This window comes from Pseudomonas sp. Yb2C2, assembly GCF_052112325.1.
GTDB classification, from domain to species: domain Bacteria; phylum Pseudomonadota; class Gammaproteobacteria; order Pseudomonadales; family Pseudomonadaceae; genus Aquipseudomonas; species Aquipseudomonas marginalis.
Window position 1 is genome coordinate 87,610 of the sequence record NZ_JAVAJK010000014.1, and the last position, 13,280, is coordinate 100,889.

Here is a 13,280-nt window from a genome sequence, read left to right on the forward strand (position 1 = left end):
GAACTGGCTGACCTCATCGCGAGTAAGCTCGCTCCCACAGGTTTAGAGCCTTTTGCGCACCTCTCGCGGCCCCTGCCATCTACGGTGGCTGCCTGCCTCCCCGCCCTTTGCTCCCCAAGTCCGCCAAAGGGACAGTCGCGCAAAAAACACATAAATTCCATATTTTAGGATTTTTGTATAAATCCCACTTTACAGGATTTTATAGCACGATTAGATTAACCCTCATTGCACCCTCCCTCTTCCTAGGAGCCTCCATGAAACTCACAAGCTTTATTGTCCAGGGCCGTAGCAGCTACGGCGTGGTCGAAGGTGATCAAATCATCGACCTGGAATCGCTCAAGCCAACCCTTGGCAGCGATCTAAAACAGGCTATCGGCCAGAACCGTCTGAACGAACTGAGCGCTGCGCGCCTGGCAAGCCTGCCGCGTATCCCCCTTGCTGAAGTGACGTTCCTGCCGGTGATCCCGAACCCGGGCAAAGTGCTGTGCATCGGCATCAACTACGCCACTCACGTGCGCGAAACCGGTCGGGAAATGCCGACCTATCCGATGATCTTTACCCGCTTCGCCGACAGCCAGACTGCCCACCTGCAACCCATCGTTCGCCCGACCGCGTCCCACAAGCTTGATTTCGAGGGCGAGTTGGCGGTGGTGATCGGTAAAGTGGCCCGCCACGTCAAACATGCCGAAGCGCTGGACTACGTGGCCGGGTATGCCTGCTACAACGACGGTAGTGTCCGCGACTGGCAGAAGCACACCATTCAGTTCGTCCCCGGCAAGAACTTCCCGAATACCGGCGGTTTCGGCCCCTGGCTGGTGACCGGCGACGAGATCGGCGATCCACAGGACCTGGAATTGACCACCCGCCTCAATGGCGAGGTGATGCAGCACACCCGCACCAGCGACATGATTTTCGATGTGCGCCAGCTGATCGAGTACTGCTCCACCTTCACTGAACTGGCCCCGGGTGACGTGATTGTCACCGGCACCACCGGCGGCGTCGGTGCGTTCCGCGAGCCGCCGGTATGGATGAAGCCGGGCGATCAGGTCGAGGTCGAAATCGCTCGAATCGGCACCCTGCGCAACAGCATCGTGGACGAGCAATGAACATGGAAAACCTACACACCCCTGAACACCTGCCCGAGCAGGATGGCGACAGCAAAGGCTCGAGCCTGGAGCGCATGTTGCGGGTACTCGACCTGTTCACCGAACAGAGCCCGATCTGGGCGGTGGACGACATGGGCGGCGCCTTGGGTTTTACCCGTTCGACGATCTACCGCTACGTGCGCGAATTGGCCGAGGCCAATCTATTGTTCCAGGTCGAAGCCGGGCGTTATGCCCTGGGCGCACGGATCATTACCTGGGACCGCCAGTTGCGCCTGAGCGACCCCCTCTTGCGCGCCGCACAAGCGCTTGAGCCCAACTTCCCACAGTGGAGCGAACAACAGGTCTGGCTGATCTGCCGGCTGTTCAAGGACCAGGTCGTATGCATTCACCAGCACGGGGACTTGTTCAGCGAGGTTAGCTATTCCCGTGGTTCGCCCAGGCCGTTGTTCCTGGGTGCGACGTCCAAGGCGATCCTCGCCAACATGACCTCGCGTCAACACAGCCAGCTGTTTCTCGACCACCCCGAAGAGGCGCGTGCCAGTCAACTGGGCCAGACCTGGGAACAGTTCCGTCGTTCGTTGCAGCAACTGCGTCGCCAAGGCTATGTGGCCAGCGCAGGTGAAGTCGACGCGGGCGTCTATGGCCTGGCCGCGCCGATCTTCGACGGCGATGGCAAGGTCGTTGGCAGCATCAGTTGCGTGCGCCCGGTGCGAGAACGCGACAGTGCCCAGGAGGAGACACAAGGACAGCAGATCCTTGCCCTGGCCCAGGATCTGTCGCAACGCATGGCTGCGCTCGCCAACCGCGCCAAGCCATTGGGCTGAGCCATCCGGAAGGGAATAACAATGACAACCCTCAAACGCATCAACACCCAGGTCCTGATCATCGGCGCCGGTCCTACCGGGCTGACCCTGGCCAACCTGCTCGGCCAAGCCGATGTGGACACCCTGATCATCGACCGCAAGCCGGGCACGGTTACCGAGCCACGGGCGGTTTCAATCGATGATGAGTCCTTGCGCACCATGCAGGCCATCGGGCTGGATGCTGCCGTGCTGCGTGATGTCGTGCCCGGCTACGGCGTGCATTACTTCACCCGGCCCGGCGGTCGCTGCTTCGGCAAGGTCGAGCCGACCGGAAAGCTGTATGGCTTCCCCAAGCGCAACGCGTTTCGCCAACCACTTTTTGAAAACACCCTCAGGCTAGGCCTTGAACGTTTTGCCAGCCTGACGGCTCGGTTCAGCCACGAGCTGGTGGAATTCACCCAGGACCCACACAGCGTGTGCGCGCTGGTGCGTGACGCCGAAGGGCAACTGATGGAAGTCCACGCGGCTTACCTGGTGGCATGCGACGGCGGGCGTAGTCCGGTGCGCAAGCAACTCGGGATCGAGATGGTCGGTTCGAGCTTCTCCTCACGCTGGCTGGTGGTCGATACCGACCAGGACGACGACCCCTTCTGGCAAACCCGAGTGTATTGCGACGCCAGGCGTCCGGTGGTGGAGGTGCCCGGCCCTCACCGTACGCGCCGATTCGAGTTCCTGCTCAAGCCCGATGAAACGGACGAACAGGTGCTCGACGAAACCTGCCTGCAAGCATTGCTGCGCCCGTTCAAGGGAGACACGCCGGTTTCCATCGTGCGCAAGACGGTCTACACCTTCCATGCCCGGGTCGCCGAGCAGTGGCAGGTGCAACGGGTATTTCTCGCCGGCGACGCTGCGCACCTGACCCCGCCCTATGCCGGGCAAGGCATGAACAGCGGCGTTCGCGATGCCCACAACCTGGGCTGGAAGCTGGTCGGCGTGCTGAAGGGAAAAATGGCGGAAAGCGCACTGCTGTCATACGAAAGCGAGCGTCGTGATCATGCGTGGGCATTGATCAAGTTGGCCTTGAACCTCGGCGTGGTCATGGCACCGGCCACCGTCCTGCGCGCTCGCTTGATCAGTGGCGCATTCGCCTTGATCGGCCTGTTGCCGCCGTTGCGCGATTATTTCCTGCAAATGCGCTTCAAGCCCAAACCCCGCTTCACCCGGGGCCTGGTGCTGACCGAGGGGCAAGCAGGCACCTTGTCCTGCGGACAGATGTTCCCCCAACCGAAGCTCACCGATGCCCACGGCCAGGAACGCCTGCTCGATGACACCATCGGCGCCGGCTTCGCCTTGATTCAATACGGCGACCCGACCCGCCAGCGTATCGATGAACTCAAGCATGATCTCTGGAGCCACCTTGAAGCCAGACGCATCCTGATCCTGCCCGCGTCCGTCCATGCCATACCGTCGATCCCGGGCTGCATGGTGCTTCAAGACCGTGAAGGCCAGCTCAAAACCCTGCTGGGCGATTCCCACCCGTTTCTGCTGCTGCGCCCGGATCGCTACATCGCGGCGATTTTCGACAAGGCGACCGAGACCCAGGCCGCAGAATCGCTGCAGTCACTGTTCGGCATCGCCATGCCCCACAACAGCGAAATCGAACCGAGCAGCGCGCCCGTCTTTCACTAAAACCTTCAAGCACAGAGGTGGTTATGCAAACACTCCAGACTTCCACACCTGCACGCCTGTGCTACCTGCACCTGGCGAGCAAGGACGCGCAACGGCAAATCGATTTCTATCGGCGGATGCTGGACATGGACAGCCAGGCGCAAGCCGATGGCAGCTGGATGCTCAGCGGCCCGCAACGCGCCATGCTCGTTTCCCCCGCCGACCACAGCGGCCTGCTCGCGGCAGCGTTCGACTTGGGAAGCCAACCTCGACTGCAAGAACTGCGGGTTCGCCTGCTCGGCAATGGCTGCGTGATCGAAGAGACCAACTCGCCGCTGCTTGAGCCGGGGGCGTTCCTGATCCGCGACCCCCAGGGCCGGCAAACGATATTTGGCGTCGCTCCCCCTGCCCTCCACGCCCCTCACCCAGGCATGCCGGGTCGCTTGCAGCACGTGGTGTTCCAGACCACGGAGCTGGAAGCCATGATTGATTTCTACGTCAACACGGTGGGCTTTACCGTTTCGGACAATGTCGTGGACGAGCAGACCGGCCAACTCACGACGTGCTTCCTGCGCTCGGACGACGAACACCACACCTTGGCGTTTTTCCGCGGCTCGAAAAACGAGTGGGACCACCACTGTTACGAAACCAACGAGTGGAATGACATCCGTGACTGGGGGGATCGTTTCGCCAAGGAGCGCATCACCATTTTCTTCGGCCCTGGCCGACATGGGCCTGGCAACAACCTGTTCTTCATGGTGGTCGATGCCGATCGCAACCGCCTGGAGTTCTCGGCGGAGCTCGAAGTCACCGATGCCAGCCGCCAGCCCGGTGTCTGGGCACAGGAGGAATACACCCTCAATTCCTGGGGCCGCGCCTGGATCAGGAGCTGAGCAGTTTTCCCCATCGGCGTTTGCCCCCTTAATTTCTAAACGAGGCGACCACCTGCCTCCAAAGGTAAAAGACCATGACGACTCAACCGCTCGGGCCCTACGCCATCAACGGCAACCAATACATCAACGGTACCTGGCGTGCAGGGCGCTCCGCACGCCGCCTGGACGACCGCAATCCCTTCAATGGCGAACAATTGCTGGAGATGCCCCTGGCCTCGATTGCCGATCTCGACGACGCCTATCAGGCGGCGCAGCAGGCGCAGGCCGCGTGGGCACAACTGCACCCCACCCAGCGCAGCGCTCAACTTGAAAAGCTCGCCCAAGTCATCCAGAACCGCCGCGAAGAGATCATCGACTGGCTGATCGACGAGTCCGGCAGCACCCGGATCAAGGCGAGCATGGAATGGCAATTCACGCTGAACCTGGTGCGTGAATGCACGACGATGCCGATGCAGGTTGAAGGTCGAATCCTGACCAGCTACAAGCCCGGCGAACAGAGTTTTGTCTTCCGTGAGCCCTTGGGTGTGGTGGGCGTGATCAGCCCATGGAATTTCCCGCTGTACCTGAGCATGCGCTCGGTGGTGCCGGCACTCGCCCTGGGCAACACGATCGTGCTCAAGCCCGCCAGCGACACAGCGGTGACCGGCGGCCTGCTGATTGCCCACCTGTTCGAAGAAGCCGGCTTCCCCGAGGGCTCGCTCAACGTCGTGGTCGGCGCCGGCTCGGAAATCGGCGATGCCTTTGTCGAGCACCCGGTGCCGAGCCTGATTTCCTTCACCGGTTCGACGGATGTGGGACGCAATGTCGGTCGTATTGCCACCGGTGGCAAACACATCAAGCGCGTGGCCCTGGAACTGGGCGGCAACGCGCCGCTGGTGGTGCTGGATGACGCCGACATTGAAGTTGCGGCGCACGCTGCGGTGGTCGGGCGTTTCCTGCACCAGGGCCAGATCTGCATGAGCGTCAACCGGGTGATCGTCGACCGCTCGCTGTATGCCGATTTCGCAGCGCTGGTGGTGGAGCGCGTGCGCAACCTCAAGACGGGCGATCCGACCAAGGCCGACACGGTGATCGGGCCAGTGGTCAATCAGAGCCAGCTCGATGGCCTGCTGCGTAAGCTCGACGGTGCCCGGAGTGCTGGCCTCAAGCAGCTTTGCGGCGGCCCGGCATCCGGGCTGGTGCTGCCCGCCCATGTGTTCGGTGAAGTGGGAGTCGATCAGGAACTGGCCCGCGATGAAACGTTCGGCCCCCTGCTGCCGCTGCTGGTCGCAGAAAACGAAACCCATGCATTGGCGTTAGCGAACGCCAGCGAGTATGGCCTCTCCAGCGCCGTGTTCACCCGGGACATGGCCCGCGGCTTGAATTTCGCCCGGAGCATTGTGGCGGGCATGACCCATATCAACGACATCACCGTCGATGACCAACCCAATGCCCCGTTCGGTGGTGAAAAGAATTCCGGCCTCGGTCGCTTCAACGGTCACTATGCCCTGGATGAGTTTACCCGTGCCCATTGGGTGACCTGGCAGCCCGGAGGCCATCACTACCCGTTCTGAGTCTTTGGCACCCTTGATCACACCCGGATCGGGCAAATCGACCCCTTAGCCCGATCCGTCAGAAAAACAATAATAAATAGAGGCGAAAAATGAACCATTTAGCCTGCGTGTCCACCGATCAGGTTGTTCGCTCCGACCGCTTGATGAAATGGAAAGAGTTCATGAGCGATCACCTGGGGCGTACGCCGGACTATATAAAACGGCTGGAATCGACGTTCATCGACCCGTTGCATGACAGCAACTTCCAGGGTCGGCTGGAGTACGGGGACCTGGGCCAGTTGCGTTTCTGTCGAATGACCGCCAGCGCCCATCGATATTCGCGCCACCTGAGCAAAGCGATTGATGCCCTCGATACGCCGCGTATGTTGATCATGCAGGTGGCTGGTGTCAGTCACTTCGAGCAGGGCCAGCAAAGTAGCGTGCTGGCCCCTGACGAAATGCTCTTGGTCGACTGCGGCAAACCTTTCAACGTGACCAGCATGCAAGGTTGCGAACACTTCATCCTGCTGTTCCAGGGGGCATCCGGGCAGCTCGCGCAAACCGCCGACATGCATCTTAACGGTCGCAATGGACTGGGGCGGATGCTCATGCACCTGATCAGCGATGCCTACAACCAATACCCCTTGCTGAACAACCATTCGGCCGGGCTGATCGGCGACAGCATCACCGGGCTACTGGATAACGCGCTGAAGAACAAGCAGGAAGAAAAGCAACTCGAACACGACTTCCGCTTCTTCAAGCAGAACCGCCTCAAAGCGTACATCGAGCGCCACCTGGCCGACCGCGACCTGACCATCGAACGCATCGCCAACGCCGAACAGTGCTCGGTACGCAGCCTGCACCGCGCCTTCCAGGATGAGCTGGGGTGCAGTGTCAGCGAGTACATCTGGCAGCGGCGCCTGTCACGTTGCGCCGAAGACCTGCGCAATCGGGAACATGCTCATCGCTCGCTCACCGAGATCGCCTACGCTTGGGGCTATGGCAGCAGCTCCCACTTCAGCCGGCATTTCAAATCGACGTTCGGCATGTCGCCCAGACTGTTCCGCGACACTGCGAGCGGCAGTCGGGAGAAATCAACAGCGGCTTGAGCCAGTTTCCAATTCATCTGGGTTCACGATATCCCCTGTGGGGGCTGAGCTTGCTCGCGGTTAATTTTCTTTGCCATAGATTCACCGCCAAATCGGCTCATACAAAACGCTCAAAATCCAAAGCTGACTCAAGGCTGGTCAAGCATGTTATTGCGCGATACCTACCAGCACGAATACCGATTGGTTTGCGGGTTAAACCTGGCCTTATATTTTGGTGTTGAAAAACAATCAGATGAATTACAACAGCATGAAGTGCATTTAAGGTTCAGGCGCCCTTCACCCTGCCAATAGCGAGAACGCCTCATGATCAAAATCCTAGCCGCTGTACGCAGAAAACCCGGAATGACGCATGCCGAGTTTATAAACTATGTAGAGCACACCCACGGAGAAATCGCTAAAGCCAAACCGTTAGGCGTCAAACGGTACGTGCAGAACCATGTCATCGACGCGGCTTTCGGGGTTGACGCCGACAGTGCCTACGCACAGTCCTTCCACAAAGACTCCATTACGGAGCTGTTTTTTGAAGACGTGCCAGGCTTGATTCGCACCTTCAGCGATCCCTATACCCAGCAAACCGTGGGCCCTGATGCAAAGAACTTCGCTGACCTTTCCGAGCAGCTCGCTCAATTGATGGATGAAGCGGAGACGGCTAGCACCGCTACAGCGCCTCTCCCATGGAAAGTGATGATCCTGCTGAAGAAAAATCCATCCATGGCGCTCAATCGTTTTTTCGACGCTTGGGACGCAGCTCACGAGAGCATTACCCGCGAACAGCCCGACTTCCAGAACGCCCTACGCCGGTATGTTCGCTCCCGGTATCTGCCCGAGGGTGACAAGGTGACGGCCTATTTCGGGCCAAACATCGCCGTATACGAAGGCGCCTCTAGCCTGTGGTTTGAAAATGAAGCGGATTTTTCGACCTTTCGGCAGTATCAGCGAGCGCTGTTTCAAAAACTTGCCGAGGACGGCGTGGCGCTGACGTCGGCGTCTTTTTTCGCTTACGTCAAAGAGGTCGTTATTTTCGATCACTGCTCCTAACGACCAGAAGCGCGACCCTTCTCATCCAGCAGGGTCGCAATCAATCAGATAGGCTCAGCCAGCGTCGCAGTGGACTCACGCATGATCTGCGCATGCTCTTCCTTGTCCCCGCCACTTTTCTCTATCTCGCACAGACGCGCGGAGTTCTCGACCACGAGTTGGCAACGCTCCCAGCGCCGCGTTTCGAACCGGCTCAGGGCCGTCTGTAGATTGCTATTGCCGAGCAACTCTTCGGCAAGCACGATGGCGCTCTCAATACCGATGCCAGCCCCGGAAGCCAGGTGCGGTGTGGTGGCATGCACCGTGTCTCCGATCAGCACGATTCGGCCCTTGTGCCAGGGCAACGGCACCAACAGATTGGACAGCGGACGATAGTCGATATTGGCGTCCGCCTCGTACAGTTGCGGCACCAGCGTTTGCAGGATCGGAGCTGGGAACTCACTCAACAGGCGCGCCATTTCACCCGGCCAACTGGCCGGGTCGATCCACTCGGAAAACTCGCGGCTTTCCATGAGGAACATGTACATGTGCGTTTCGGAGATTGGATTGACGCCAACCTTGGTGCTACCCAGCCAATGAGTGGGGCGCACGATTTCCGGCGGACGCTTCAGCACCGCGCGCCAGACGCTCTGATGAATGGGTTTTGGCGAGGGTGCTTCCGGGAAAAACTCCTTTCGCGTGCGCGAATGCACGCCGTCAGCGGCGACGACCAGGTCATAGCGTTCAGTGGTCCCGTCGGTGAAAGACACATCAATGCCATCATCATGCTCGATGACGCTGTCGTAGGTGATGCCCAGGCGCACACGGGTCCCCACTTCCCGCGTCCTGTCGGCAAATATTCGAGCCAGTACCGGGCGCAGGATGCCGCCACCACAGGGAATCGGCTTATCGCTGACCGGCGGTCGAAGCGCCAATTGCACGATCAGGTCGCCCACCGGTGAAAACACATCGAAATTGGTCGACAGGTACCCTTCCCCGGCGACCCTTTCCAAAATCCCAACCGTATCAAGCGCTCGCAGCGTGGGCCCACTGAGCGTAATCCCCGCTCCCAAAGGACACCACAATGGATCGATTTCGACGAGGTCCACTTCGACGCCCTGGCGGGCGAGCTGGATAGCCGCGGTCATACCGGAGAACCCTCCCCCGATCACCAGGACCTTGTTGACTGCTGCAATCATCACGCTCTCCTAATTATTCTTATTCACTCGGGCAGACATTGCATGGCGCACCAACGAGCGCTGCGGCGTCATTGCGTCAATGCCGCAGCAACATGGAATGCCGACGAAAAATGCCGGATCAGCCACGAGACTATCGAATCGGCTATCAGGGCTGAAATCGCTTTGCACAATCCGAGGTATCGCTGGCGGCGATGGGTCTCGCAGGTAAGCCGGGGGCATTACTCGGAGTGCCTGCCTTTGCGGCAGAACAAATACAAAAGCCGATGAACGACGGCTCACACGAACCGCCGTCCACCGGCCTTTAACGACGGTTGTTTACACGCTTTCCAAGCCATCCCAGCAGAGGTATTTAACCTCTAGGAACTCGTCTATTCCCAGGTGAGATCCCTCTCGCCCAAGACCGCTCTGCTTCACGCCACCGAAAGGTGCGACCTCATTTGAAATCAAGCCACAGTTGATGCCCACCATGCCCGACTCGATGCGCGCGGCGTTGCGCCAGATACGCGCCGCGTCACGGCTGAACAGATACGCGGCCAGGCCAAACTCGCTGTCGTTGGCCATGGCAATGGCTTGGTCATCCGTGTCGAAACGCACCAGCGGCATGACCGGGCCGAAGATCTCCTCACGAGCAACCCGCATCCCATGGGTCACATCAGCCAACAAGGTGGGCTCGAAAAAACACCCGCCCAGCGCATGGGGCTTGCCGCCAGACAGCAGTCGAGCGCCTTGGGCCAGCGCATCATCAACCAGCGCCTGGGATTTTCGTACCGCCGCGTCATCGATCAACGGCCCGACTTGTACACCCGGCTCCAGACCATTGCCCAGCTTCAGGCGTGCCATGCGCTCGACGATGCGTTCGGCCAGTGCGTCATAAACCGCGGACTGCACCAGCACCCGATTCGCGCCGATACAGGACTGTCCACCATTGCGAAACTTGGCCAACATCACCCCGTCAGCCGCAGCATCCAGATCAGCATCATCGAAGACAATGAACGGGGCGTTGCCGCCCAACTCCATGGAGCATTTCTTGACCGTCTGCGCCGCTTGCGCCAGCAGCAGCCGGCCCACTTCCGTGGACCCCGTGAAGGTGAGCTTGCGCACCAGCGGGTTGGCCGTAAGCTCACCGGCAATGTCGCGGGTGTCGTTGCCAGTGATCACACTGAAAACGCCGGCGGGCACGCCAGCGCGCTGCGCCAGTTCGGCGAGTGCCAGCGCGGTCAGCGGTGTCTGGCTGGCCGGTTTCACCACCATCGTGCAACCGGCCGCGAGGGCCGGAGCGGCCTTGCGTGTAATCATCGCAGCGGGGAAATTCCAGGGCGTGATCGCCGCGCAGACGCCGATGGGTTCGCGCAGGACCACGATGCGCTGAGTGTCCTTTACGCCCGGAATCAGATCACCGCGCACCCGTGTGGCTTCCTCGCCAAACCAGCGCACAAAAGACGCCGCGTAATCGACTTCACCCCGCGCCTCCTCCAGTGGCTTGCCCTCCTCCAGGGTAATCAGCGTGGCAAGGTCCTCCCGATGTTCAACCATCAACTCATACCAGCGGCGCAACACCTCGCCACGGCGTTTGGCCGTCAGGCGACGCCATGGGCCAAAGGCCTCATTCGCCGCGTCGATGGCGTGCCGAACTTCAGTTTCACGACAACGCGGCAACTCGGCCAGCACCGTTTGGTCCACCGGATTACGCAGCGTGTAGTGACCGTGCGGCGTCTCGGTCAGCCACTCACCGGCGATATAGGCACCGTCACGCCACAGCGTGGGATCTTTAAGTAAATGCTTCACTGTGCAACCCTCCTGATCAGCACGGATGACGCCCGATCATGAAGGCGCTGTCAGGATCCGAAGTCACCGGCAACCCCGACGCAACCAACCCTTGACGCAGCGACTTCATGAAGCGATCCGGCACGCGCATCGCCGGGGCACGCAGTGGGCCGCCGTTGAAGCCGGCGAGCCAGTCCTGGTATTTCCACATCGTGCGATTGAGCACACCAGTGCCGCCGGCATAGCTTTGCGCGGCGGCGCCGTTGGCGCTGCGTGCCGGATTGACCTTCCAGTACAGTTCCATCGCCTCTTCAAAGCGGCCCGTGCGTGCCAGTTCGAAAGCTTTCGGGTAGTAGTCGCTCATCCAGGCGGTGTTGCTGGTGCCGGAAAACTGCAACTTCATCAGGCTCATCAAGGGGATTGCGTCGCCTTCGATCGGGCAACTGATCACCACCTGATCACGGAAGTGGTAATACATCTCACAAATGCCCGCCGGCAGCGGGAACCCTTGCTCGGACTTGATGGCCGCGATATTCGGGCAATCGGCCAACAGCCGACGAACCAACTCCAACGACATCCCCGCCGGATGCACGCGCTCGAAGCCCCAGAGCGGAATCGGGAAGAGCATGACGGCAAGGTCCGTCGCGTCGCAGAACGACTTGGTGTAGTCGTAGATTTCCTGCTCGCTGGTCGGCCAGAACTGCGGCGGATAGGAGAGCAGGACGATGTCGGCACCGGCATTCTCGGCAAGCTTCACCGCCTCGATATTCTCGGCAAGCGTGCCAAAAGCCGCGTGGAAGAACAGGATCAGGTTTTTCCCCGACTCACGGGCCCAGGCGGTGAACTGCGCGTTCTCCTGGGGAGAGATCGCCAGTTCGCTGCACAGCAACGTGGCGCTGTAGCCCAGGCCGACCGTATGTTCAATGTCGTGGCGAATGCCACGTTCGTTGAGTCGCTTCAGATCGGCGCTAAAACTTGGAATGGTGACCGCCGAGCAGCCCACCAGGTTTTCCCGCGCCCAGGCACGGGCATCTGCTTTCTTGTATGTGGCCATGATGATTTTCCTTCGAACAGTGGAGGGGTTATTTCGAGACAGGGACAATGCTGGCGGGCAACTCGATGCCGAGGCCTTGTTGCCGGGCGCGCTCGTACAGCGCTTGGGCGATGACGACGTCCTGCAGCGCCGAGCCAACAGACTTGTAGAGAACGATGTCGCTTGCGTGCTGGCGCGGTATGACACGGCCCGCGACGAGGTCCGACAGCGCGACCAATTTGTCGGCGACATAAACGCCGGCACTGATCGCCGCAATGGCGTCACCGGTATCGTGAAGCACCTCTTGCGGCATATCGGCGACGATGCAGACGGCTCGCTCCATCGTGACCGGGTCAACTTCCCGTTGCTCAGGCAAGGTGGAACCCAACGACACAACCGTGGCCCCCGGGCAAAGCCAAGCGCCTTGCAGGACCGGAGATTCGTCACGACTGCGGGCGGCACAAATCACCACGTCGCAATCCTGCACAGCTTCTTGCGCGCTGTTCACCGCTTGGATCTCCAGCCCTGGCCTGAAGCTCTCGGCAAAACGCTCGCGGCTAGCGGGCGTTGGACTGAATACCCGGACATGCGCCACATCGCGCACGGACTTGAGGCAGTCCAATGCGCCACGGGCCTCAAACCCCGAGCCAATCACCCCCACCCGCAGCGCGCGCTTGGGCGCCAGTAAATCGACTGCCAGCGCAGCGGTTGCCGCGGTGCGCAAACCCGTCACCCGGTTGCCGTCGATCAGGGCACTGAGCGCCATGGTTTTCTGATCGAACAACGCAATCAGGTAGCTGGCGCAGCGCGCCCGCATGGAGGCTGCGATCAACTTGCAGCCCATATGGCCGCCAGCCGGAGGTACGGCAGTCAAACTGCGCAGCCAGATGCCATCGCCCCGGGCCATGGAGCGAGGCGGCACCATGGCATCCGATGCAGGGCGTGCATACGCCTCGGCGAGCGCGGCGACGGCGGTGCTCCAGTCGGCGAGCGAGGCCACATCGGCGTCACTGAGAAAAAGCGTCGGGGCAATGACTTGGAGTTCTTGGGCGTGATGCATGGCGCAAACCTCGCAATCGGGGATCAGTCGTTGGTTGACTGACACCCTACGAGGCGCGCCCCCCACCGAATACTGCTGGGGATGCAAAGCAGCTAT

The 13,280-nt window shown here is 60.5% G+C and carries 11 protein-coding genes; 7 read left to right on the forward strand and 4 right to left on the reverse strand.

Translation table 11 applies throughout. The annotated features are described in order from the left end of the window. Window positions 1-254 precede the first annotated feature (254 nt). The 7 genes from Q8X51_RS19950 to Q8X51_RS19980 all read left to right on the forward strand — a co-directional run bounded on the left by Q8X51_RS19950 (window position 255) and on the right by Q8X51_RS19980 (window position 8,149). Window positions 255-1,106 (forward strand): fumarylacetoacetate hydrolase family protein, encoded by an 852-nt coding sequence (locus Q8X51_RS19950; RefSeq protein WP_407694624.1) that lies wholly within the window; start codon window positions 255-257, stop codon window positions 1,104-1,106. A 2-nt stretch (window positions 1,107-1,108) separates the two neighbouring features. Then, a complete protein-coding gene (locus Q8X51_RS19955; protein ID WP_065926065.1) occupies window positions 1,109-1,930 on the forward strand; it encodes an IclR family transcriptional regulator in 822 nt (273 codons plus the stop codon). A 21-nt stretch (window positions 1,931-1,951) separates the two neighbouring features. Beyond that, complete coding sequence (locus Q8X51_RS19960; RefSeq protein ID WP_407694625.1) at window positions 1,952-3,598, forward strand: bifunctional 3-(3-hydroxy-phenyl)propionate/3-hydroxycinnamic acid hydroxylase; 1,647 nt, start codon at window positions 1,952-1,954, stop codon at window positions 3,596-3,598. Window positions 3,599-3,621: 23 nt separating this feature from the next. Beyond that, entirely contained in the window at window positions 3,622-4,470 is an 849-nt protein-coding gene (locus tag Q8X51_RS19965) for a VOC family protein (RefSeq protein WP_407694626.1), read from the forward strand. 74 nt (window positions 4,471-4,544) lie between these two features. Further along, window positions 4,545-6,023, forward strand: a complete 1,479-nt coding sequence (locus Q8X51_RS19970; RefSeq protein ID WP_407694627.1) for an aldehyde dehydrogenase family protein — start codon at window positions 4,545-4,547, stop codon at window positions 6,021-6,023. A gap of 89 nt (window positions 6,024-6,112) precedes the next feature. After that, window positions 6,113-7,111, forward strand: a complete 999-nt coding sequence (locus Q8X51_RS19975) for a helix-turn-helix domain-containing protein (RefSeq protein WP_065926061.1) — start codon at window positions 6,113-6,115, stop codon at window positions 7,109-7,111. 303 nt (window positions 7,112-7,414) lie between these two features. After that, the gene (locus tag Q8X51_RS19980) at window positions 7,415-8,149 is read left to right on the forward strand and encodes an EthD domain-containing protein (protein WP_407694628.1); all 735 of its coding nucleotides are present in this window, start codon (window positions 7,415-7,417) and stop codon (window positions 8,147-8,149) included. A 44-nt stretch (window positions 8,150-8,193) separates the two neighbouring features. Here the strand turns inward: Q8X51_RS19980 and Q8X51_RS19985 are convergent, their stop codons facing one another. From Q8X51_RS19985 to Q8X51_RS20000, 4 genes are all read right to left on the reverse strand, one after another. Next, window positions 8,194-9,327 (reverse strand): FAD-dependent oxidoreductase, encoded by a 1,134-nt coding sequence (locus Q8X51_RS19985; protein WP_083221216.1) that lies wholly within the window; start codon window positions 9,325-9,327, stop codon window positions 8,194-8,196. Between the two features lie 315 nt (window positions 9,328-9,642). Further along, window positions 9,643-11,112 (reverse strand): NAD-dependent succinate-semialdehyde dehydrogenase, encoded by a 1,470-nt coding sequence (locus tag Q8X51_RS19990; protein WP_065926059.1) that lies wholly within the window; start codon window positions 11,110-11,112, stop codon window positions 9,643-9,645. A 16-nt stretch (window positions 11,113-11,128) separates the two neighbouring features. Beyond that, window positions 11,129-12,145: a dihydrodipicolinate synthase family protein gene (locus Q8X51_RS19995; protein ID WP_053121680.1), complete on the reverse strand. Its 1,017-nt coding sequence runs from the start codon at window positions 12,143-12,145 to the stop codon at window positions 11,129-11,131. A gap of 28 nt (window positions 12,146-12,173) precedes the next feature. After that, window positions 12,174-13,184, reverse strand: a complete 1,011-nt coding sequence (locus Q8X51_RS20000) for an ornithine cyclodeaminase family protein (protein WP_065947812.1) — start codon at window positions 13,182-13,184, stop codon at window positions 12,174-12,176. Window positions 13,185-13,280 lie beyond the last annotated feature (96 nt).